At 48.2% G+C, this 21573-nt stretch carries 21 protein-coding genes; 5 read left to right on the top strand and 16 right to left on the bottom strand.

Annotation, left to right across the window (positions count from 1 at the left end; genetic code table 11):
* The first annotated feature begins 56 nt into the window (after nucleotides 1-56).
* Nucleotides 57-1022, top strand: coding sequence for a helix-turn-helix transcriptional regulator (locus tag LQ567_RS11430; RefSeq protein ID WP_231004638.1), 966 nt, complete (start codon nucleotides 57-59; stop codon nucleotides 1020-1022).
* Nucleotides 1023-1142: 120 nt separating this feature from the next.
* Here the strand turns inward: LQ567_RS11430 and LQ567_RS11425 are convergent, their stop codons facing one another.
* A complete protein-coding gene (locus LQ567_RS11425) occupies nucleotides 1143-1628 on the bottom strand; it encodes a DinB family protein (RefSeq protein ID WP_231004637.1) in 486 nt (161 codons plus the stop codon).
* A 163-nt stretch (nucleotides 1629-1791) separates the two neighbouring features.
* On the opposite strand from LQ567_RS11425, the gene LQ567_RS11420 reads away from it, so the two are divergent.
* Together LQ567_RS11420 and LQ567_RS11415 are read left to right on the top strand one after the other, a co-directional pair.
* Entirely contained in the window at nucleotides 1792-2784 is a 993-nt protein-coding gene (locus tag LQ567_RS11420; RefSeq protein ID WP_231004636.1) for a hypothetical protein, read from the top strand.
* Nucleotide 2785: 1 nt separating this feature from the next.
* Nucleotides 2786-3502 (top strand): hypothetical protein, encoded by a 717-nt coding sequence (locus LQ567_RS11415; protein WP_231004635.1) that lies wholly within the window; start codon nucleotides 2786-2788, stop codon nucleotides 3500-3502.
* Nucleotides 3503-3675: 173 nt separating this feature from the next.
* On the opposite strand, the gene ilvA is transcribed toward LQ567_RS11415, so the two are convergent.
* Entirely contained in the window at nucleotides 3676-4923 is a 1248-nt protein-coding gene (gene ilvA / locus LQ567_RS11410) for a threonine ammonia-lyase IlvA (protein WP_231004634.1), read from the bottom strand.
* Between the two features lie 288 nt (nucleotides 4924-5211).
* Between ilvA and LQ567_RS11405 the strand changes: the two genes are divergently transcribed.
* Complete coding sequence (locus LQ567_RS11405) at nucleotides 5212-5538, top strand: hypothetical protein (RefSeq protein ID WP_231004633.1); 327 nt, start codon at nucleotides 5212-5214, stop codon at nucleotides 5536-5538.
* 42 nt (nucleotides 5539-5580) lie between these two features.
* On the opposite strand, the gene LQ567_RS11400 is transcribed toward LQ567_RS11405, so the two are convergent.
* From LQ567_RS11400 to LQ567_RS11340, 13 genes are all read right to left on the bottom strand, one after another.
* Nucleotides 5581-7017: an ATP-binding cassette domain-containing protein gene (locus LQ567_RS11400; RefSeq protein ID WP_231004632.1), complete on the bottom strand. Its 1437-nt coding sequence runs from the start codon at nucleotides 7015-7017 to the stop codon at nucleotides 5581-5583.
* A 100-nt stretch (nucleotides 7018-7117) separates the two neighbouring features.
* Nucleotides 7118-8599, bottom strand: coding sequence for a ketol-acid reductoisomerase (gene ilvC, locus LQ567_RS11395; protein WP_231004631.1), 1482 nt, complete (start codon nucleotides 8597-8599; stop codon nucleotides 7118-7120).
* 98 nt (nucleotides 8600-8697) lie between these two features.
* A complete protein-coding gene (locus tag LQ567_RS11390) occupies nucleotides 8698-9159 on the bottom strand; it encodes a DinB family protein (RefSeq protein ID WP_231004630.1) in 462 nt (153 codons plus the stop codon).
* Nucleotides 9160-9162: 3 nt separating this feature from the next.
* The gene (locus LQ567_RS11385) at nucleotides 9163-9540 is read right to left on the bottom strand and encodes a glyoxalase superfamily protein (RefSeq protein WP_231004629.1); all 378 of its coding nucleotides are present in this window, start codon (nucleotides 9538-9540) and stop codon (nucleotides 9163-9165) included.
* Between the two features lie 3 nt (nucleotides 9541-9543).
* Complete coding sequence (gene ilvN / locus LQ567_RS11380; protein ID WP_231004628.1) at nucleotides 9544-10131, bottom strand: acetolactate synthase small subunit; 588 nt, start codon at nucleotides 10129-10131, stop codon at nucleotides 9544-9546.
* A 15-nt stretch (nucleotides 10132-10146) separates the two neighbouring features.
* Nucleotides 10147-10734, bottom strand: a complete 588-nt coding sequence (locus LQ567_RS11375) for an O-methyltransferase (RefSeq protein WP_231004627.1) — start codon at nucleotides 10732-10734, stop codon at nucleotides 10147-10149.
* Nucleotides 10731-11030: an antibiotic biosynthesis monooxygenase family protein gene (locus LQ567_RS11370; protein ID WP_231007320.1), complete on the bottom strand. Its 300-nt coding sequence runs from the start codon at nucleotides 11028-11030 to the stop codon at nucleotides 10731-10733. The genes LQ567_RS11375 and LQ567_RS11370 overlap by 4 nt, the downstream gene beginning before the upstream one ends.
* A 24-nt stretch (nucleotides 11031-11054) precedes the next feature.
* Nucleotides 11055-12818: a biosynthetic-type acetolactate synthase large subunit gene (gene ilvB, locus LQ567_RS11365; protein WP_231004626.1), complete on the bottom strand. Its 1764-nt coding sequence runs from the start codon at nucleotides 12816-12818 to the stop codon at nucleotides 11055-11057.
* 42 nt (nucleotides 12819-12860) lie between these two features.
* Nucleotides 12861-13355: a DinB family protein gene (locus LQ567_RS11360; RefSeq protein ID WP_231004625.1), complete on the bottom strand. Its 495-nt coding sequence runs from the start codon at nucleotides 13353-13355 to the stop codon at nucleotides 12861-12863.
* A 51-nt stretch (nucleotides 13356-13406) separates the two neighbouring features.
* Nucleotides 13407-15089 (bottom strand): dihydroxy-acid dehydratase, encoded by a 1683-nt coding sequence (gene ilvD, locus LQ567_RS11355; RefSeq protein ID WP_231004624.1) that lies wholly within the window; start codon nucleotides 15087-15089, stop codon nucleotides 13407-13409.
* Between the two features lie 292 nt (nucleotides 15090-15381).
* Nucleotides 15382-16335 (bottom strand): isocitrate/isopropylmalate family dehydrogenase, encoded by a 954-nt coding sequence (locus LQ567_RS11350; protein WP_231004623.1) that lies wholly within the window; start codon nucleotides 16333-16335, stop codon nucleotides 15382-15384.
* Nucleotide 16336: 1 nt separating this feature from the next.
* On the bottom strand, nucleotides 16337-17827 hold the full coding sequence (locus LQ567_RS11345; protein WP_231004622.1) for an ATP-binding cassette domain-containing protein: 1491 nt from the start codon (nucleotides 17825-17827) through the stop codon (nucleotides 16337-16339).
* 41 nt (nucleotides 17828-17868) lie between these two features.
* Nucleotides 17869-19029 carry a 2-isopropylmalate synthase gene (locus LQ567_RS11340; RefSeq protein WP_231004621.1) on the bottom strand — a complete coding sequence of 387 codons (1161 nt, stop codon included), beginning with the start codon at nucleotides 19027-19029 and terminating at the stop codon, nucleotides 17869-17871.
* Between the two features lie 199 nt (nucleotides 19030-19228).
* On the opposite strand from LQ567_RS11340, the gene LQ567_RS11335 reads away from it, so the two are divergent.
* Entirely contained in the window at nucleotides 19229-20776 is a 1548-nt protein-coding gene (locus LQ567_RS11335; RefSeq protein ID WP_231004620.1) for a hypothetical protein, read from the top strand.
* Nucleotides 20777-21004: 228 nt separating this feature from the next.
* On the opposite strand, the gene LQ567_RS11330 is transcribed toward LQ567_RS11335, so the two are convergent.
* Nucleotides 21005-21364 (bottom strand): hypothetical protein, encoded by a 360-nt coding sequence (locus tag LQ567_RS11330; RefSeq protein ID WP_231004619.1) that lies wholly within the window; start codon nucleotides 21362-21364, stop codon nucleotides 21005-21007.
* Nucleotides 21365-21573 lie beyond the last annotated feature (209 nt).

The raw sequence follows: 21573 nt of genomic DNA, 5'->3' as shown, positions 1-21573 counted from the left end.
CCGGAGGTAATGAAAATTCTCGGCTATTCTCATTCGTCATTTTAGAATATAGTAGTATGTCTTTTGAGCAAATGAATAAATTCGACCGCATTGTGGCCATCCTCATCCAGTTGCAGTCGAAACGTATCGTAAAAGCGCAGGACCTGGCCGACCGGTTTGATGTAAGTTTACGTACCATTTACCGTGATATCCGGAGCCTGCAAACGGCCGGTGTGCCCATTGCCAGTGAAGCCGGCATCGGCTATGAACTGGTGGAAGGCTACCGGTTGCCACCAGTTATGTTTACAAGGGAGGAAGCGTCCAGCTTTGTAGCCGCCGAGAAACTGATGCAAAAATTTATCGATAAACGGCTGGGCGATCATTTTGCATCGGCTATTGCAAAGATGAAAGCCGTATTGCGTATGGCGGATAAAGACTGGATCTCCAGTATCGAATCACAGGTACAGGTACGCAGTGCCCAAAGCATTTTTAACGAAAAAGTTCCCGAGGCCTTGTCCGTGTTATTCGACAGTCTTGCCCAGAAAGTACAGGTAGAAATCCGGTATAAAAAAATAGCCTCCAGTACACCGGAGATACGGAAAATAGAGCCGGTGGGCGTATTTCATGAAAATGATTTCTGGTACATCATGGCCTATTGTCATTTGCGGAAAGACTACCGGCGTTTCCGTACAGACCGGATCCAGGGGATCGTCAAAACGGCAGTGCCTTTTATAAAGGAGCATCCGGAGCTGCAGGAATTTTTGAACCAGCGAAAAGAAGTGCCCCGCACCAAGGTACGGATCGTTGTAGAACCTAAAGTTGCTGCTTACCTGCAATGGAACCGCCAGTACCATGGGTTTACAGAAGAAAAAGAAACCAGCGAAGGCATTGAAATGACTTTTATGTGTGGCTACCCCGAAAGTGATTTTGCACGGTGGTTTTTGGGTTTTGGCGATCATGCAAAGATCCTGGAGCCGGTATCGTTAAAAGACAGCATCCGTTCTATTATAGAAAAGCAGATGGAAAACCTGAAGGCGCAATAAGGGGTAAATCAAAGAAGCACCGAAGACCGTTAACCCGTCTTCAGTGCAACCTGTGGTGTTTATTTCCGGAATGATAATGTACATAAGAGGCCAAACCCAACACACCGGGTTCTCTTATGCTTAACGCTCCCAGAAGAAAGGCGGCTGAATGTTCAATGCCCGGAGGTAAACATAACCCTGCCCGCGGTGGTGAATCTCATTATCGATAAAGTAAAAAATATTCTGGTAAATGGGAAACTCGTACTGGCCAAAAAGGTTGAAGGTTTGCGAAAAATCTTCCTCGGGGATCCGCTCAAAATAGGTGTTGATGGTTTCGGTTTCAGCATCCCATAATTTCAGCAGCGCTTCCTTGGTTTTGGGAGCAATACCTTCTTCGCTATAAGGAGTAGCTGCCCGGTCTACAATCGCTCTTAATGCAGGCCCGCCAATAGACAGAAGCTCAATGGCCAGGTCTGAAAAAGGACGCATGCCGGCAACAGAAAATTCAAACAGATCTTTCTCGGGGAATGCTTCAATAACCCTGCGCGTCAGGTTGCGGTGTCCCTGCCAGTGCTTTAATAATTGTTCTTTGCCAATAACAGTGGCTTGTGCGGTTGCTGTTGTCATATTTGTATTTTTTAATTGAATGATACAAAGCTAAAATGGGGGAGTGACAACAGTTTGTCAGGAGGAACGACATTCTTTTTTATTTTTTTTGACGGTACTGTATCTTATCCGTAATTTGACAAATAGTAGGATGCTGTTAAAGCAAAAAGCTAAATTTATTACTATGACGCCTTCTTCAGATAGAAACCGGACCGGCCTGGGCGGACTACAATTGCTCCTTTTCTTTTTTGTGCTGTTTACGTTGTTTATGACGGCCGGGTTGCCGCTGATCATACACTACGCGGGTGGTGAATGGAAGATGACGGCGCCGGATCAGTCCGCCACAGCGGCATTTACCTGGCTGGGTATCGGCTGCTTTTTATGGATACTCGTACTCATTCTTTTTATTAATAATTTTATTCTTTCACAGTTTCGCAAAAAACGGCTGCTGGAGCGGCTGCTTCAAAACGGTCGGCATGCCCGCGGATCGGTCGTTCAAAAGCAGGTGCTGCAGGCAGGCGGAAGGGGAGAGCTGCTGACACTGAAGGTGGCATTCAGGAACCTGGTGGATGCCGAGGTGGAAACCTACCTTAGTATTGTAGACTCAGAACCGTTGCAGAATCGTTTTGCCGTGGGTAAAACGGTGTCCCTGCTACTGGATCCTGATATGGGCGATCCGCCGGTAATGATCCAGGGCAAAGGATTTCAGTGGAACCGGCCGGTAATGACCCTGATTACATTGGTGCTGCTGATTTTATTAACCCTGGCCCCTGGCTTACTGATCTATTCATATATGCAGGAAAGCCGGGGATACGGGTGGCGCTACCTGGGTTTTGGCCATCCGTTTGTACTGATCCCGTTTATTCTTGGCCTTGAGCTGGTCGTTTATACGGTGATCCGGAAATGGGCCGGAACAAAACGAAAAGCCTCCAGGCTTCTTTTATATGGGAAACCGGCCACGGCAACCATTATCAATACCGCGCAAACCGGGCTTTATATCAACGAGCAGCCACAGGTGCGGTTTACCATCGAATTTGAGGGAAGCCGCGGCCGTATGCACCAGGCTTCTTTTAAGCAGGTGGTAGACTTGCTGAAGATACCGGATATTGCTCCGGGTAAAACCCTTACTATTTTATACGATCCGGAACAACCGGATCAAATTCAACCCCTTGATTAACATGAAACCGATATTATTGGCAACTACCTTCATGGTTATGGCTGCATTGCTGATGTTTTGTTCCTGTGAACAGATCAACCGGAGCTTTGAGCAAACCCGGAATCCCCGCCCGGAAAAAACCGATGCAGCTATGCATACGGAAACGGAGTCGCATAGTACCAGTAGCAGCAGTAGTAGCACTACTACCATTGTTGGATCGGGTTCCGGAGATCAATCCGGCAACCGGAGTATTTTTGAAGATGCGGCCACGCTCGATCGCATCCAATCGGAATTGGAGCAGCTGCCGCAGTTCCGGGGAAAGGAACTGATGTTGTACCAGTCGCTCCATTTTTACGATTTCCAGGGCGGAAGGATTACGATCAATATCCAGAACCCGGATACTACAGAAAACATCGACCAGTATGTATATGCCAATGGAAAATGGCAGGAGCCCACACCGGTAAAAACCTTCGGGCAATTGCAGCAGGAGGTGGATTTTTTAATGCCGCTGAGCCGGATCCGTTTTGCCACGGCCAAAAAGATCAATGATGTGGCCAACGAAAAAATAAAAGACATCCCCGGCGGAAAAACAAACGGGTTTATCTATTTTAATTGTATGCGCATCAAACGGCTTAATAAGACCGATGCCGGCTGGTACCTGCAGATCCAGGGTGCACGCTCCGACCTGCGGCTGGATTTTGATCCGGATGGCAATTTAAAGGAAATGAAGAAACAGTAAGTGGCTGTTGATAGCGCCAGTGAAAATCAGCGTCCGTTTGGCTGCTGAAATCAATGGCTAATAACAACCCCTACCAGTATCGATGAATGGCGCCTTTGCTTCAGCAACATGTGTTGCTACGTGTATCGCAAACAATACATGGACGCCGTAGTTTCTCTCTTAGCGTGTCATGATTATACGAGGTAGCTGAACAGGGTATTATCCTTGTTGAGTTCGGTGAATTCGATCTGCGTCCTTTCCAGGTTTTGGATCAGGGGATGATAGTCTTCCCGGTGCTTCAGTTCGATCCCGATCAGTGCGGGCCCGCTTTCCTTATTGGTTTTTTGCATGTATTCAAAGCGGGTGATATCATCGTGTGGCCCCAGTACATGATTTACAAATTCTTTTAAGGCACCCGGGCGCTGGGCAAAATTTACAAGAAAATAGTGTTTCAGTCCCTCGTATTGCAGGCTGCGCTCTTTTATTTCCTGCATCCGGTCGATATCGTTGTTACTACCGCTTACGATACACACAACATTCTTACCTTTAATTTCTTCCTGCATAAAATCCAGCGCGGCAATAGACAACGCCCCGGCGGGTTCTGCTACGATGGCATCTTTATTATACAATTGTAAAATGGTGCTGCAGATCTTGCCCTCGGGCACCAGGCGTATTTCATCCAGGTGGGCCTTACAAAGCTCATAGGTAAGCTGGCCCACTTTTTTAACAGCGGCACCATCTACAAAACGGTCGATGGTTTTTAATTCCACCGGTCCGCCGCTCTTGAATGCCAGGGTCATGGACGGAGCTCCTTCGGGCTCTGCCGCCGTGATTTTGGTATGCGGACTTACCGATTTGATATAGGTACTCACACCGGCGCTCAGGCCACCGCCGCCATTGGGAATAATAATGTGATCGATCTTTTTCAGGTCATTCCATATTTCCACGCCTACGGTTCCCTGACCCTCAATGATGCGCTCGTGATCAAAGGGCGGAATAAAGATCATCCCGTTTTCTTCTGTATAGATCTTCGCTGCTGCGGCACAATCGTCAAAGGTATCGCCGGTTAAAATGATCTCGATATTCGCATCACCAAACATTTTTGTTTGTTCGATCTTCTGGTTGGGCGTTATGCTGGGCATAAAGATCACCCCTTTTACGTTCAGCCGGTTGCAGCTGTAGGCTACGCCCTGAGCGTGATTGCCGGCACTGGCGCAAACAATCCCTTTTTTCAGTTCCTCCTGGCTCAGGGCCTGGATCATGTTAAAGGCTCCACGCAACTTATAGGAGCGAACGATTTGCAGATCCTCTCTTTTTAAATAGACGTTGCAGGCATATTTCCTGGAAAGGTTGATGTTGAGCTGTAAAGGTGTATGGGTTACTACATCTTTAATGCGTGCAGCGGCTTCTGAAAAATTGAGATGTATCGATGTTGCTTGCATATATCCGATCTTGCTTTTATGAGTAAGTAAAGGTACACTATTGAGGCGCATATTGCTCCGGTGGCGCATTACCTTATATCAATGCCGTGCGGCTTTTTGATATATCCGGTCCGGCAATCACCCCGAGCAGCCGGATATTCCGCTGACATCAGGTAGCTTCCGGAGCTATACCGGAAACGGGCTGTTGCACTTATTGGGCTATTTGCGTTCTTTAGCATAAGGATGCGCTGTTTTTTCTGTAACTTAGAAACGCGGTTGTCTTAAAACGAATATCAAAATCACCTGGTTATGAAAAAAAATGTTTTAGTAATACTTTTATTGATTGTTTTTGCGGCCTGCTCCAAAAAAAACGATCAAGGCAACCCGCCACCTAAAGACCTCCCGGTATGGCTGCAGGTGCGCATAACAGAAATGAAAAAAGATCCAAAGAACAAGGGCGCGATCATTGAAAAATATTCCTGGAACAATTCGGTTTACTATAATATCCGGCTCATCTATATGTCCTGTATGCTTTGTGAGCTGCGGGATGCCGACGGTACCGCATTTGACAAAACCCTGATGGCGGATTTTGTCGCACATCACCAGCGGATCGGCACGGTATGGACGTTTGAATGAACCACTTTCTGTTGAATGCTTTGATACCCACACCCACAGCCTTTATTGCCGGGTATTTTCTATCGCCCGGCCATCCTGCAACACCAGTTTATGCGTAATACAAGCAGGCAGCTGTGTTTCAAAATGACCCACATAAATGATGGTAACGCCATTCTTACTGATTTCGTCAACCAGCTTATTAAAGTATTGTGTTTGCTGCTGATCCAGCCCCTGGCAGGGTTCATCCAGCACCAGGAGCTGTGGATTTTTAATGATGGTACGGCCTAATAAAGCCAGCCGCTGTTTGCCCAATGGAAGCGTGGTCAGGAGTTCATCTTTTACATCGTACAGATCCAGGAACTTTAGCAGCTCGTTTAGCTGTTGCTTCTGCATATAACGCAACTGGCGGTACAGCCCATTGCTGTCAAAGAATCCGGAGGCAAGGCTTTGGAGTACGGTCGCGTTCGCATCAAAGTACCAGTGCAGCTCGGGGGAGATGAGGCCAATCCTTTTTTTGATGTCCCAGATACTTTCTCCGGCTCCGCGCTGTACACCAAATAATTTGATATCATTGGCATAAGCCTGCGGATGGTCGCCGGTGATCAAACTGAGCAGGGTAGATTTTCCCGAGCCGTTATGGCCCTGGAGCAGCCATCGCTCGCCGGCGTTTACCTGCCAGTGGATATCTTTCAATACCTGCTTGTCGCCATATTGTACATGCACCTGCTTCATATCAATCAGCGTTGGTGCAGTGTATTGCGGCGGCTCTTTTAAAAACTCGGGGAGCGGCTTCAAGGTCTTTTCTTCAAAAACCAGCGCGGCATCTGCCAGCTCAAAGCCACCATTCTTCATCACTGCAAAGTGCTGGATACAGGCCGGAAGCTCGGTATCATTGCTGACGAGGATCAGGGTGCCGCCCTCTCTGGCATATGCGTTCAGCAGTTCATTAAGCCGCCCGCGCGATTTTACATCAAGCCCGGTATAAGGCTGGTCGATGATCAGCAACTGCGGGCGCAGCCACAAGGCCTTGATCAGTTGTAATTTTTTATGCTCACCGCTGGAGATCTCAAAAAGCTGTTCATCCAGCACCCGGTCATAATCCAGTGCCGTAATGAGCGCCTGTAACCGGGTGTGGTCTAACGCATATGTTTGTCCGTAGAGTTCCAGTTCCCTTGCAATGGTAACGGTATCTCTTCTTTGCTGGTGATTGTACCGTTGCTGGTAATAAAAATTCCGGTCGCCTTCCAGGTTGGTAAATCGGTACCAGCTTTCTACAAAAAGTGTTTTTGCGGGCAAATTACTGCGGGTGTCATAGCTGATGTTCAGCCCACCGGTATATTTATCCGGACCGGCGATGGCCCTTGCAAGGGTTGTTTTACCGCTTCCGCTTACCCCTCTTATCACCCATCCTTCACCCTGGTGCACCGTAAACGATACGTGGCGCAGAACGGTTTTGAGGCCATAGTGTACGGACAGGTCTTCTATGTTAAGTAAGGTCAAGGTTCAAAATTTTTTAAATAAATAAGACCTGCAAGGTTTAACCCGTCCGCTGTGGCGGAAAACCCTGCAGGTCTTTTTAGGTCGTTAAACGTTGCGGTTGTTACGCCGTTTTGATCGCTTTCATAGCGGTCATTGCTTTACGTAGTACAGTACCCACCTGCTCAACAGGATGAGAGCGGAGTGCTTCATTTACCTCCACCAGCTCCTGGTTGTCTACTGCGCCATCTTTACCTTCATTAAAGTTCTTACCCACGAGGTCGGTATCTACGGTTTTCATGAAATCGGCCAGTAACGGCTTACATGCCTGGTCGAACAGGTAACAGCCATACTCGGCGGTATCGGAAATAACGCGGTTCATTTCGAACAGTTTTTTACGCGCAATGGTATTGGCAATTAACGGTGTTTCGTGTAAAGACTCGTAGTACGCAGACTCTGGTTTGATGCCGGCCTCCACCATGGTTTCAAAGGCCAGTTCCACACCTGCTTTGATAAAGGCTGCCATTAAAGTGTAGTTGTCAAAATATTCCTGGTCTCCGATCTTTACATCACCCGCGGGTGTTTTTTCAAAAGCGGTTTCCCCGGTTTCAGCTCTCCATTTCAGCAGGTTGGCATCGCCATTGGCCCAGTCTTCCATCATAATACGGCTGAATTCGCCGCTCATGATATCGTCCTGATGCTTCTGGAACAACGGGCGCATAATGGTTTTCAGCTCTTCTGAGATGCGGAACGCTTTGATCTTTGCCGGGTTGCTCAGGCGGTCCATCATACCCGTAACACCGCCGTGTTTGAGGGCTTCGGTGATTACTTCCACACCATATTGTACCAGTTTGGAAGCATAACCAGGGTCGATACCTTTTTCGATCATTTTGTCGAAAGACAGGATGGAACCGGTTTGCAGCAGTCCGCAAAGAATGGTTTGCTCACCCATCAGGTCTGATTTTACTTCTGCTACAAAAGAGGACCGCAGCACACCGGCACGATGTCCGCCGGTACCTACGCAGTACGCTTTTGCCTGCTCGAGGCCTTTTCCTTCGGGATCATTTTCGGGGTGTACCGCAATAAGGGTGGGAACACCAAAGCCACGCAGGTATTCGGCCCGCACCTCGCTTCCGGGGCTTTTGGGAGCCACCATAATTACCGTAAGATCTTTGCGGATCTGCATGCCTTCTTCAACGATGTTGAAACCGTGCGAATATGAAAGGGTAGCACCCTGTTTCATCAACGGCATCACGGCGCTTACAACGCTGGTATGTTGTTTGTCGGGGGTCAGGTTGATCACCAGGTCTGCACCGGGGATCAGTTCCTCGTATGTACCCACATTAAAGTTGTTATCGGTTGCGTTTTTCCAGCTGGCTCTTTTTTCTTCGATGGCTTCTTTGCGTAATGCATAAGAAACATCCAGACCACTATCTCTTAAGTTTAAACCCTGGTTCAGGCCTTGCGCGCCACAACCAACGATTACGATCTTTTTTCCTTTTAATGCATCCACGCCGTCCAGAAACTCATCGTTGCTCATGAATTCACAAACGCCCAGTTGGTTTAGCTGCTCTCTCAGGGGTAGTGTGTTAAAGTAATTTGCCATTGTTATTTGATATTTAGTATTTACGATTTTGAGATTTCAGATTCGAGATTCGAGATTTCAGAATTGAGGTTTCAGATCTCGGATTTGTGATTTAGTATTTACGGATTTAGCATCCGTTTATAGTCCCGCATCGATTGCCAGTGCAGGGTGTCGTGCGCGGCTACCGTGATCAGCATTTCTTCGATGGTAGTTACGGGCAATCCGAACGTGGCGGTAGTATACTCGGTGATTTCCTGAAAACGGTTGGCATCGAGCGCTTCTTTTACAGCCAGCGTGAATGTGTTCGACAATCCGATCAGCTCATCGATCTCCTGCTGGGTAGCGGGAGCATTGGGTTTGGTGCCTTTTTTATAAACGTCCTGCAAGGGAATAAGAAAGTCCGGGTCTACGGATGTAGCTTTAAATACAAGGCTGTAGCCGCTTACCACCAGGTGGCCAAAATTCCAGATGATGCTGTTGTTAAAGCCGGCAGGTATTTGATTGAGCACTTCGAGAGGCGTTTCTTTTATAAGTGCAATGGCTTTTTGCCGGATGCTGTCTATAATATTGAGTGTGTACATTATTTAATTTTTATCGCCCGGTATGTGTTCGTTAAAAGATATCTGGTTATTAAAAGGATCAATAACGGTAACGCACCAGGCGTTATAAAAGGTTTCTTCCAAACCCGGGCGGTTGTATTTATACTGTTTGTTGAGGAGCGTGCTGTGGAATGCTTTTACACCGGTACACCATACAAAAACATGCGTGCCGGGCGTGCCGTCCCCATGATGTTCACTGAGATGCAGGGTGATGCCGTCTTTTTCCACTTCGAGGTAAACCGGTGTGTTGTCCTCAAAACGGTGCTCCCATACGATGGAGAATCCCAGCCAGTCTACGTAAAACTCAATGGCTTTAGCGTAGTCAAAGATGCGCAGTATGGGTATGGTTTTCTCTGCCGTCATTTGTTACATGCTAAATACAGAGTCCTGCTCATTCAGGAATTCGTTCTCGATCACTTCTTCTCCCGGCTCGCGGGCTTCAAATTCCTTGATCTTTTTATGAAAGCCTTCACTGCTTTTGATGATGGCCACCCTTGCTCCGCGCACAAATTCGATCAGCCCGTATTCTTCAAACAGCTTTACCAGCTTATCGGTTTCTTCGCGATGCCCGGTACATTCAAAAACCGTATAATCATTATTGATGGATACCACACGGGCGCCGTGTTCCCGCAGTACACGCTCTACGATCATTTTATCGGTTACCTGGCTGGTAGGCACTTTATACAGGGCCAGCTCCTGCCAGATGATCTCGCTGTTGAGGTTGTAGTATGCTTTCAGCACCTCCACCTGTTTTTCGATCTGCTTGCATAATTTTTTTACCACTTCTTCTGTTTCGTCAATCACAATATTGAACCGGTGAATGCCGGGGATTTCGGAGGAAGAAGTATTGAGGCTGTCGATATTGATTTTCCGACGGGAAAAAATAATCGTAATGCGGGCCAGTAGACCGATCTGGTCTTCTGCGTAAACGGTTATGGTATATTGTTGCTTCATTTTAACGTTTGATGTTTAAATTTTATTTGAGGTCTTTGTAACGATGATAATGCCGGTAGACCAATTTAAGGGGGTAAGCACGAGGTCGGTTCTTTTTTCAAGCATGGTAATAAAGGCCTCTACCCGTTGTGCATGCCCTTCCGGCCAGTTTGGCTGGGGCAGCATGTCGTCAATGAAATAAATGCCCCCGGTTTTTAACAAAGCGAATGTTTCTTCAAAAAGATCGTATTTCCCTGGCATGGCATCGGCAAATATGAGATCAAAAGAGGCTCCTTTGTATGCAGCGATCCATTCGTACCCATCTCCGCATATAAATTCGATCCGGTTGTCCTTTAGTTGTTCCTTAGCTACATTGATCAGGAGCTCATTGTTGTCAACAGAAACCAGTGAAGCATGGTTGTCCATTCCGCTCAGTATCCAGGACGTTGCCAGTCCGGTGCCCGTACCCAGTTCCAGTATCCGGCCTCCGGGCTTTGACGCCACCAGGGTTTTTAGCAGGCTTCCGGTTTGCAGATCGGAAGGCATGTCAAAGCCCAGCGCTTTTGTTTTAAACGCAATCGCCTCATATTGAACGGGAATATTTATGGTTACCTTGTCTGTCATGCTGCTTTATCTGTTCGTTGATAGTGCTCCACAACCGGGAAGGGGTTATAAAAATGATGCAGGAGCTGCTTCCATTCCTGGTATGCCGTGCTTTTCCTGAACCCTTCGGTATGATCCTCCAGGGTTTGCCAGCGTACGATCAATATATATTTATCTGTTTCCGCCACGGACTTCAGCAACTCATGTTGTAAATATCCTTTCATAGAACAAATGATGCTTTTAGCTTTCTCGAAGGAAGCTAAAAAGGCAGGCTCCGTTCCCGGGATAATATTCAATATGGCTATTTCAGTTACCATGTTCTTTTGCGTATTCATCCTTAACTACTTCAAGCGGATCTCGGCTACGCTGCTGCCCTGCGGTACCATCGGGAATACGTTGTTCTCTTTTCCCACTTTTACTTCAAGCAAATAAGCTCCGTCATGATCCAGCATGGTTTTCAGCGCGGTCTTCAGCGCTGCCCGCTGATCGATCGTTTGCCCTTCGATACCGTAAGATTTTGCCAGCATCACAAAATCCGGACTGGTAATATTTACAAAGGAGTAGCGCCGGTCGTGGAACAACTGCTGCCACTGGCGCACCATTCCCAGGAATTCATTATTCAGGATCAGGATTTTTACGGCTGCTCCAAACTGCATGATCGTACCCAGTTCCTGTAAGGTCATCTGAAATCCTCCGTCACCGATGATTGCCACTACTGTGCGGTCCGGCGCTCCGTATTTGGCGCCAATCGCCGCAGGCAAACCAAAGCCCATCGTACCCAATCCGCCGGAGGTTACGTTGCTTCTTGTTTGTGTAAATTTTGCATACCGGCAGGCCACCATCTGGTGCTGACCTACATCGGTTACGATTACTGCGTCGCCCTTGGTTAGCTCATTCAGGGCTTGCATTACTTCAGCCATCGACATTACATCACCTTCAGGATGCATTTCCGGCTGAATGCATTCCTTATCTTCTTCTGCAGCATATTTGGCAAACTCGCTTAACCAGTTGCTATGGTCCTTCTGCTCGATCAATGCGGTAAGCAGGGGTAGGGTTTCTTTACAATCGCCCCAAACCGGTACCGTGGTCTTTACATTTTTATCTACTTCTGCCGGGTCAATATCCAGGTGGATCACTTTGGCCTGCTTGGCATATTTATCCAGGCGGCCGGTAACCCGGTCGTCAAACCGCATGCCTATCGCAATAAGCACATCGCATTCGTTGGTGAGTACGTTCGGCCCGTAATTTCCGTGCATGCCCAGCATGCCGACACCCAGCGGATGATCGGTAGGCAGGGCGCTTTCGCCCATGATGGTCCATGCGGCCGGCAGGTTGCCTTTTTCAATAAAGGCTTTGAATTCGTTTTCGGCTCCTCCCAGGATCACGCCCTGGCCGAAGATCACAAACGGCTTTTGCGCGCTGTTGATCAGTTTTGCGGCTTCTGCAATATATTCTTTACGTACGATCGGCTTGGGACGGTAGCTGCGTACATGGTTGCACTTCTGGTAGCCTGGGTATTCAAATTGCTGTAGTTGTGCATTCTTGGTGATGTCTACCAACACCGGTCCGGGGCGGCCGCTGCGGGCAATGTGGAAGGCTTTTGCCAGCACATTCGGAATTTCATGAGCATCCGTAACCTGGTAGTTCCACTTGGTTACCGGCATGGTTACATTGATTACATCGGTTTCCTGGAATGCATCCGTTCCCAGTAAATGGGCAAAAACCTGTCCGGTAATACAAACCAGGGGCGTAGAGTCGATCTGCGCATCGGCTAAACCGGTTACCAGGTTGGTGGCACCGGGTCCGCTGGTGGCAAATACCACACCGGTTTTACCGCTGGTGCGGGCAAACCCCTGAGCGGCGTGGATGCCGCCCTGCTCATGGCGAACCAGTACATGTTCAAGCTTATCATTATAATCATACAATGCATCGTAAATGGGCATGATCGCTCCGCCGGGATATCCGAAAATAGTGACTACCCCTTCTGCAATAAGTGCTTCCAATACCGCTTGACTACCGGAAATGGTGTCGCCGGGTTGAATCGTTGTATTTGCCTCCATGGCTGTGTTTTTTTGTTCTGTATCTTTTATCTGGGTCGTTTCCATACACCTGATTTTGTTTGTGATTGATTGTTATTAAAGCCGGCCTTACACTTCTTCGCGGTAAAACCCAATGAGGTCGGTCGATTGTATGGCGGTAAAGCCTGCCTGCCGCAGCAGGGTTACTATCTGGCCACGGTGGTACGTGGCGTGGTTGACGACATGTGCCAGTACCTGGTAGTAGCGGGACCTATACTCCTGCCCGTTAAAACGGCGGTAACTGAAGGATAGGTTTAGCCGGGTTTCATCAAAGCCGGCCACCCAATCGCTGAGCTGCTGCGATGTTTGCTCCCAGAGATCCAGGAGTTCATGCCGGGAACCGGTAAAGGTTTCGTCTACCCGGATCACGGTTTCATTTTTCAACCGCTGAAGCCAGGCATTTTCTGCGTTTACCATATGCAACACCGTTTCATGGATACTGCTAAAACTGCTTACAACGGGTTGCTGCCATTGCACATCGCTGATCTGGCGCAGCCAGGAGCTTACCTGGGCGGTACTCGCCCGGTTAAATGCTGTTAATGTTGTAAAGTATGTTTTATCCATTATTGCTGCGCGGTCTCCGGTTTGTGATATCTTTTGTTGATCAGGCTCGCGTTAATCTTCATCGGTTACACATCCTTGTGATGCGTCTTTTACCAGCTTTGCATATTTATACAATACACCGTTCTTCACTTTTAACGGCGGCTGCTGCCAGCCCTCTTTACGCCTGGCAATTTCGGCTTCAGATACCTTCAGCGTAAGTGTATTGTTAGCAGCGTCTATTTCAATAATATCTTCATCTTGTACAAACCCGATCAATCCGCCCTCAAAGGCTTCCGGCGTTACGTGTCCTACTACAAACCCGTGCGTTCCGCCGCTGAAGCGTCCGTCGGTGATCAGGGCCACGCTTTTTCCCAATCCGGCACCAATGATGGCGGAAGTGGGCTTTAGCATTTCCGGCATGCCGGGGGCTCCCTTGGGTCCTTCATTTTTGATCACTACCACGTCGCCTGCTTTTACCTTGCCGCTCGAAATACCGGCGATCAGGTTCTTTTCTCCATCGAATACACGGGCGGGGCCTGTGAATTTTTCGCCTTCTTTTCCACTGATCTTGGCAACGCTTCCTTTTTCAGCAAGGTTACCATAAAGGATCTGCAGATGTCCGGTGGCTTTCAGCGGGCTTTCGAGCGGATGAATAATATCCTGGGTTTCGAAATCCAGATCCGGAACGCTCTCCAGGTTTTCGGCGATGGTTTTACCGGTAACCGTTAAACAGCTGCCATCGATCAACCCTTTTTTCAGCAGGTATTTCATTACGGCTGGAACACCGCCTTTGTTATGCAGGTCTTCCATCAGGTATTTACCGCTGGGTTTAAAATCGGCCAGTACCGGTATGCGGTCGCTGATGGCCTGGAAATCGTCCTGTGTCAGCGATACGTTGATGCTGCGGGCCATGGCCAGCAGGTGGAGTACGGCATTGGTACTGCCTCCCAGTACCATGATCACCACGATGGCATTTTCAAATGCCTGGCGGGTCATGATATCGCTCGGCTTAATATCTTTTTCCAGCAGCAGGCGGATGGCTTTACCTGCAGCGGCACATTCCTGCTTTTTTTCTTCACTTAATGCGGGGTTACTGCTGGAGTAGGGAAGGCTCATACCCATGGCCTCAATGGCAGAAGCCATGGTATTGGCCGTGTACATACCGCCGCAGGCACCTGCTCCGGGGCAGCTGTTTTTTACAATGCCCATAAAGTCGGCTTCATCCAGCTGTCCGGCAATCTTTTGGCCCAGGGCTTCAAATGCTGAAACGATGTTCAGATCCTGGCCTTTATAATGGCCGGGGGCGATGGTGCCACCGTATACCATGATCGAGGGGCGGTTAAGCCGGCTCATAGCAATGATGGACCCCGGCATATTTTTATCACATCCGGGCACGGTGATCAGTCCGTCGTAATATTGAGCGCCGCACACGGTTTCGATCGAGTCGGCGATCACATCCCGGCTAACAAGTGAATAGCGCATTCCGTCGGTACCATTGCTCATGCCGTCACTAACGCCGATGGTATGAAAGGTTAAACCTACCAGGTCCTGCTCCCACACCGCGTCCTTTACATGCTGGGCAAGGCCGTTCAGGTGCATGTTGCAGGGATTGCCGTCGTAGCCCATGCTGGCGATCCCAACCTGGGCTTTCTTTAAATCCGCTTCGGTAAGACCCAGCGCATAAAGCTGCGCCTGCGCCGCGGGCTGCGTGGGATCCTGGGTAATGGTCTTGGAATACTTGTTTAACTCTGTCATGCCGATTTACTTAAGATTTAATAATTAATTCAATAAAAAACCCGCCTTTTATAAGAGGCGGGTCCTGTTTAAAATTCGTTTGTTTTATACAATCAACCCTCCTTCGTAGCGGCAGCTAATGACAATGACATTTACCACAATAATATTGTGGAAGAAAGAAACATTGTTATTATTATAGCTGATCATAAAACGAAGGAGCTTTATGCGAATATAAAGCCTCATTTGTTGTGATCAAAATTTTTCTCCCCTGGGGAAGAAAGTATTTTGCTATGAAAAGAACTACAAAGCCGGGTTAAATGATCGTTGATTTTTGCAACGCCATATTTTCTCCTTTTGCAAAACCGGGTATCGTGCCGCGGATAAAGTCGCTGATCAGATCGCCGATGGTGCTGGTTGAATAATTATTCACCGCGTCCATATCTTTTGCTACAAACCCGTGCAGCAGGGTCCAGTTAACGGCCGTCCGTATAATAAGCGCCTCCTCGTGCAGGTTGAAATAATCCATCATCATGGCAATCGAAAGGATGGCGCCCACCGGGTTAGATACATTCCGCGCACTTTCCTCGTGCTGGTCAAAGGCATAGGCCGGACCAAAAAAGGGCATCGGCCCGGCTACCCGAACCGAAGGGATCATGAACCGTGCACCGGTAATTGCCGCCGCCTGGCTAAACAGGTAATCCCCGGCCGCCTTATGGGTAATGATGGTGTCAAATCCGGAAGGCTGCTGCAGCATGCGATCCCAGGCTTCCTGTACGGCTATCTGTTCTACCCGGATATCCTTGTACTCTTTCCCCGCCTTTTCCAGGGCTGCGCGCCAGGATGCCTGTTCCGGATCTTCCGGATCTGCAACAACCGTAATCTGTTTTTTACGGTTGGCTGCCTGTTGTAGTGCCGACTGGATAATGCGGCCCTGATGGTGCAGGTCTGCCGTTTGTACCTGGTATAACAACAGGTTGAGGCCTTCGCTGTGTTTGGGCTTCAGGGGCGACAGATGTTGCAAAGAAGTATAAACCGTAACCGGCTGTACCGTTACCATTACGGGCAGCTCCTTTTCAATGGCACGCTGGGTAGCAATACCACTAAACAACGTGGCGTCGCCGGCCGGCTGCCCGATAGCTGCTGCAACCGGATTCAGGTTAAAGTAATGATCATATTGTTCCGCAACGGCATTCAGCACTTTTACCGCTTGTGCAGCTACTTCTCCTGCTGCTCCTGCCTCTTTGATGATCGTGATCTCCTTTTTCATTTTATGATACCCCGAGGGTCAATGGTTGATTCGTTGATTTAGCAATAGTGGAGGGCATCGCCTTTTTATAAAGGGTAGGAATGCCTTGCTCCAGTTCAATAACATGCTTGATGCAGGCAGGAACTTCATCTTCATAATGACTGATGAAAATAAAGCTCATGCCGGTTTCGGAATGAATGCGTTCCAGCAGCCGGAGCACCATGCGCGACTGGCTGTTGTCTAAACCCTGGCAGGGCTCATCCAGCGCCAGCAGTAACGGGTCTTTGATCAGGGCCCGGGCAATCAGCACCAGCCGTTGCTCGCCTCCGGAAAGCGACCGGAAGGGGAGATCCGCCTTATCCTGCAGGGAGAAAAAACGAAGCCAGGCGGTTACTTTACGGGTTTGCGCTTCATCCAGTTTTCCAAACAGGCCGAAGGCATCAAAAAAGCCGGAACCCACCACCTGGGCCGGGGTAATGCCTGGGTCAAAAAACTGTTGCAGGTCCGGAGCCACAAAACCGATCCGGCGCTTAATGTCCCAGATACTTTCGCCGCTTCCTCTCCGTTTTCCAAATAAACTGATCTGCTGGGCATAGGCCTGGGGATGGTCTCCGTTGATCAGACTAAGCAAGGCCGATTTGCCGGCCCCGTTGCAGCCTTTGATAAGCCAGCACTCCCCGTTATTGACCTGCCAGTTGATATTATTAAGCACGGTGGTATTGCCATGTCGGATGCTTACCTGCTTCATTGAAATAAGCGGTCCGATATGATACGCTTTTTTGAGCTCGGGAAGTGGTGCCTCCCGGCGGGATGGCATGGATTTCATAAAACCGAGCTGCTCAACAGGCGCGTAATTGACCAGCGCTCCTTCAGACATCTCCGCAAAATGGGTAATGCATACCGGCAGCTCATGGCTGTCTGTAATCAGAATGATACGGGTGCCGCCGGCGGCCAGCTGGTTCAGCACGGCATGCAGCACTTTGCGGCTTCTGGCATCCAGCCCGGTAAACACGCGGTCGAGGATCAGTATGCCGGGGCGGGTAAGCAGGTGACCGATCAGTTGCACCTTTTTTAGTTCGCCACTCGAAAGACGGGTTAGCGGGGTATGGCTGCGATGGGTGAGCTGGAAGGTTTCGAGCCATTGGAATACCGCCGTTGCATCCCCCTTATGCAGCAAGGATTCGGAAACCGTTACGGCTTCGTTAGAAGTGCTGGTGTACCGTTGCTGATAATAATGGCCGGCCGTATGCGGCTGGCTGCGGAGCGGATACATTGCCGGTACATAAGCGATCACCGGTTGCTGGTTTTGCGCTCCTTTTTTATATTCAATGGTACCGGTGTACGGTAATATACCTTTAAGGGCCTTGGCCAGCAGTGATTTTCCGCTGCCGCTGGCGCCAAAAATAGCAAGGTGCTCATCCGCTTTTAATGTAAAGCTGATGCGATCCAGTAAAAGCTTGCCGGCTTGTTTAACCGTTACATTTTTTAATATGATGCTACAGTGCGCTTCCATTGCTATTTTCCGGGTAAGGTTCGGTAACCGGACTTTAAAAACTAAGCGGTGGTTTTTACTTTTTCCGCCATTTCTTTAAGATCATTGTCGCCTACTTCCTTTTTGGCATCGGCTACATTCAGGAATTGCTGATATAATTCATCTACCTGGTTACGGTCAAACTCGTATCCGAGATTTTTAAACCGGTATGCCAATGCACTGCGGCCACTGCGTGCGGTAAGCACAATCCGGGAGGTGTCCGCACCCACTTCATGCGGGGCAATGATTTCGTAGGTGGTGGCTTCTTTCAAAAAGCCATCCTGGTGGATACCCGATGAATGGGAGAAGGCATTGTCTCCGACGACCGCTTTATTCGGCTGGACGACCATCCGCATAGTTTCTGCCACCAGATGACTCATGGGCAGCAACTGAGTGGTATCTACACCGGTGTACAGATCGAGTTCAGGATGTTTCTTTATAGCCATCACTACTTCTTCCAGAGAGGTATTACCGGCCCGTTCGCCGATACCGTTGATGGTACATTCGATCTGGCGGGCACCGGCGATGGCGCCTGCGATGGAATTAGCGGTGGCCAGTCCCAGGTCATTGTGGCAATGGCAGGAGAAAATGGCCTTGTCGGCATTGGAAACATGATTCAGCAGGTAGCTGAATTTTTCTGCGTACTGGTGTGGCAGGCAGGAGCCTGTTGTGTCCGGGATGTTTACTACGGTTGCTCCGGCGCCGATCACGGCTTCAACCAGCTGGGCCAGGAACTGCAGGTCGGCACGGCCGGCGTCCTCAGCAAAGAACTCCACATCCGGAACCAGGTTCCGGGCGAGCTTTACCGCGGCAATGGCCCGCTCGATAATATTTTCACGGGTGGTATTGAACTTGTATTTTATATGATTATCAGAGGATCCGATACCGGTATGGATCCGGGGACGTACGGCAGGCTTCAGCGCTGCAGCGGCTACTTCAATGTCTTTCTGTACGGCACGGGTAAGACCGCATACCGTAGCGTTTTTCACCACTTTTGAGATCTCCTCCACCGAAGCAAAATCGCCCGGGCTGGAAATGGGAAAACCGGCTTCAATAACGTCTACGCCAAGAGCTTCAAGTTTCAGCGCCAGTTTGATTTTTTCTTCGGTATTCAGTTTACAACCGGGAACCTGCTCACCATCTCTTAAGGTAGTGTCAAAAATAAAAACCTTGTTATCCGCCATAATTCGTTTATTTAATTTAGAATTGTTATTTTCAATACCCGATCCGCAACATCGGAAAGAGGTTTCTTGTAATATTCTTAAAAATAACTTCATATTATAAAACCCCGAAACCAATTTGTGGAACTACTTACATTGAATAAAGGGAATTGATGAATTGTAATTTGTTGATAATCAATATTAAAAGAAGGAGTAAATTACGATGCCCAGTAGGTCGACAGACGCATTATTTCAACTGATAAAATCACTGGAAAAATCAGAAAAACGGAATCTCAAGCTTTTTGCGGGGCGCAATTCGGGCGCAGAATCGCTGAAAAGCATGCAGCTGTTTAATGCCCTAGACAAACTGACCGAGTACGATGAAAAACTGCTGCTGAAACGGGTGCCTACCGTAAGCAAGCAGCAGCTTTCCAATACCAAGGCCCTGTTGTACAAGCAGATACTGGGCAGTTTGCGCATTATACGGGAAGATAAGAATGCGGATATGCAACTGCGGGAAATGATGGACAGTGCGCGCATCCTTTTTAACAAGGGCCTGTACCTGCAAACCCTGAAAGTGTTGGATAAGACCAAGGAATTTGCCCGTACCTGGCACCAGCTTACCTACCTGCAGCAGGCGTTGTTTTTTGAAAAGAAGATCGAGGGGCTTTACATTACCCGAAGCATTCAGAACCGAGCCGATGAACTGGCCGAAGAGGCCGATGCGATCGTGGAAAAGATCGCCCACATCAACAGCCTGTCGAACCTGGCCCTGCAGCTTTACAGCTGGTATATTCAGAACGGACATGCACGCAATGAAAATGATGTAAAAACAGTAAAGCTTTTTTTTGAAAAAAGCCTCCCCAAAAATGCAACGCAGCTGGACGGCTTTTATGAGAAGCAGTATTATTACCAGAGCTATGCCTGGTATGCTTTTATAAAGCTGGACTTCCTGATGTTTTACCGGTATTGTCAGAAATGGGTGGATGCCTTTGAAGCCGAGCCGCATATGATCACCATGGAAACAACCATGTACATCAAAGGCGTGCATAACCTGATGAGCGCACATTTTGACCTGATGAACCGGGATGGACTGGCGGCCTGTATTAAAAAATTCAAACATTTTGTACAAACGCCGCTGGTGCAGGACAATAATAATAACCGCATCAACGGCTATGTATACCTGTACACCGCGGTGATTAACCTGCACTTCCTGGAAGGCACGTTCCACAAGGGATTGAAGATGGTGCCATACCTGGAAGAGATGCTGGTGGAACACGGGCGGTACCTGGACCGGCACCGGGTAATGGTATTCTATTACAAGATCGCCTGTTTATATTTTGGAAGCGGCAACAATAAAATGACCATCGATTATTTAAACCGGATCATTCATCAGAAAGATGATCTGCGAACCGATCTCCAATGTTATTCGCGGTTGCTGCACCTGATTGCTCATTACGAACTGGGCAATTTCGATCTGCTGGAATACCTGATTAAATCGGTTTACCGGTATATGGCCAAGATGGAAAACCTGAGTAAGGTGGAAGAAGAAATGTTCCGCTTCCTGCGAAATGCATTCAAGTTTAACGCAAGAACCATCCGTCCGGAATTTGAAAAACTACTGGGGAAACTAAAAAAATACCAGAGTAACCGGCTGGAGGCCCGGGCCTTTGCTTACCTGGATGTGATCAGCTGGCTGGAAAGCAAATTGTCCGGTGTGAATGTACAGGAGCTGATCCGGAAAAAGTATCTGCGGGAATCCCGGAAATAAAAGCTGCTTTGTGGTCAAATAAACCGAAAGAGGTGCAAAGGCTTCCTGGTAAAAATGAGTATTTACTGAGCCCCTCCGCGTCCCTAGCGTATCCCTCGCATTCATTGCGGTTAAATAAAAACCGCAACGGGCGCCAGTTTCCCAGGTAAATACCATGAATAACTTACCGGCCTTCCAAAAAAATCGCTCCCGGTTTGGGAGCGATGGAATATCTTTTGCCTGTTGGAACTATCTGTAGAGATTCCGCAGTGGTTCGTTGGGGTTAAAGGTAAACCGGTTCAGGATCACTTTCTTTTTGTAAGGAACAATATAGGTATTGGTTCCTTTCTGATAAGAAATAGACGTGTTCAGGTTGATATAATTGCCGTTTGTAGTATTTGTGTTTGTCAGCACCCGGTCCCCACGGTACTGATATTCAGACCTCAGGGAAAAAGAAGAAAGTTCCTTTTCAAATTTATTCTCCGCCACATAGCCGTTTTTAGGTTTGTCTTTACCATGATCCACATCTGTAACGGTATTTTCAGTCGCAAACGAAACACCCCCTACAGCCAGGACAAAGAGCACAGTGAGTAAGAAGGTTTTCAACATTTTGTTCTTTTTAAAGATTTAAACTGATACAAAGGTATAATATAATTGTAAGATTTGAAAATTTTAATTTTTTTTTAACCTCTATTCCCGTTATATGAACAATAAATACCCCTTTCACCGGGATTTTAGAAAATTTCAATCCGGTTTTTCTGATTTTTTGGGTTTTAGATGTTGGTTTTCAGATTTTTAAGCTACATGCAACAGAAAGC

The organism is Niabella pedocola (genome assembly GCF_021044425.1).
In the GTDB taxonomy this organism is placed as follows: domain Bacteria; phylum Bacteroidota; class Bacteroidia; order Chitinophagales; family Chitinophagaceae; genus Niabella; species Niabella pedocola.
The sequence above is the reverse complement of the archived record's forward strand: the minus strand, read 5'-3'. Positions and strand labels throughout refer to the sequence as shown.

Coding starts and splice junctions, on each gene's coding strand:
- LQ567_RS11430 (WP_231004638.1), top strand. CDS start 57: ATGTCTTTTGAGCAAATGAATAAATTCGACCGCATTGTGGCCATCCTC.
- LQ567_RS11425 (WP_231004637.1), bottom strand. CDS start 1,628: ATGACAACAGCAACCGCACAAGCCACTGTTATTGGCAAAGAACAATTA.
- LQ567_RS11420 (WP_231004636.1), top strand. CDS start 1,792: ATGACGCCTTCTTCAGATAGAAACCGGACCGGCCTGGGCGGACTACAA.
- LQ567_RS11415 (WP_231004635.1), top strand. CDS start 2,786: ATGAAACCGATATTATTGGCAACTACCTTCATGGTTATGGCTGCATTG.
- ilvA (WP_231004634.1), bottom strand. CDS start 4,923: ATGCAAGCAACATCGATACATCTCAATTTTTCAGAAGCCGCTGCACGC.
- LQ567_RS11405 (WP_231004633.1), top strand. CDS start 5,212: ATGAAAAAAAATGTTTTAGTAATACTTTTATTGATTGTTTTTGCGGCC.
- ilvC (WP_231004631.1), bottom strand. CDS start 8,599: ATGGCAAATTACTTTAACACACTACCCCTGAGAGAGCAGCTAAACCAA.
- LQ567_RS11390 (WP_231004630.1), bottom strand. CDS start 9,159: ATGTACACACTCAATATTATAGACAGCATCCGGCAAAAAGCCATTGCA.
- LQ567_RS11385 (WP_231004629.1), bottom strand. CDS start 9,540: ATGACGGCAGAGAAAACCATACCCATACTGCGCATCTTTGACTACGCT.
- ilvN (WP_231004628.1), bottom strand. CDS start 10,131: ATGAAGCAACAATATACCATAACCGTTTACGCAGAAGACCAGATCGGT.
- LQ567_RS11375 (WP_231004627.1), bottom strand. CDS start 10,734: ATGACAGACAAGGTAACCATAAATATTCCCGTTCAATATGAGGCGATT.
- LQ567_RS11370 (WP_231007320.1), bottom strand. CDS start 11,030: ATGGTAACTGAAATAGCCATATTGAATATTATCCCGGGAACGGAGCCT.
- ilvB (WP_231004626.1), bottom strand. CDS start 12,818: ATGGAAACGACCCAGATAAAAGATACAGAACAAAAAAACACAGCCATG.
- LQ567_RS11360 (WP_231004625.1), bottom strand. CDS start 13,355: ATGGATAAAACATACTTTACAACATTAACAGCATTTAACCGGGCGAGT.
- ilvD (WP_231004624.1), bottom strand. CDS start 15,089: ATGACAGAGTTAAACAAGTATTCCAAGACCATTACCCAGGATCCCACG.
- LQ567_RS11350 (WP_231004623.1), bottom strand. CDS start 16,335: ATGAAAAAGGAGATCACGATCATCAAAGAGGCAGGAGCAGCAGGAGAA.
- LQ567_RS11345 (WP_231004622.1), bottom strand. CDS start 17,827: ATGGAAGCGCACTGTAGCATCATATTAAAAAATGTAACGGTTAAACAA.
- LQ567_RS11340 (WP_231004621.1), bottom strand. CDS start 19,029: ATGGCGGATAACAAGGTTTTTATTTTTGACACTACCTTAAGAGATGGT.
- LQ567_RS11335 (WP_231004620.1), top strand. CDS start 19,229: ATGCCCAGTAGGTCGACAGACGCATTATTTCAACTGATAAAATCACTG.
- LQ567_RS11330 (WP_231004619.1), bottom strand. CDS start 21,364: ATGTTGAAAACCTTCTTACTCACTGTGCTCTTTGTCCTGGCTGTAGGG.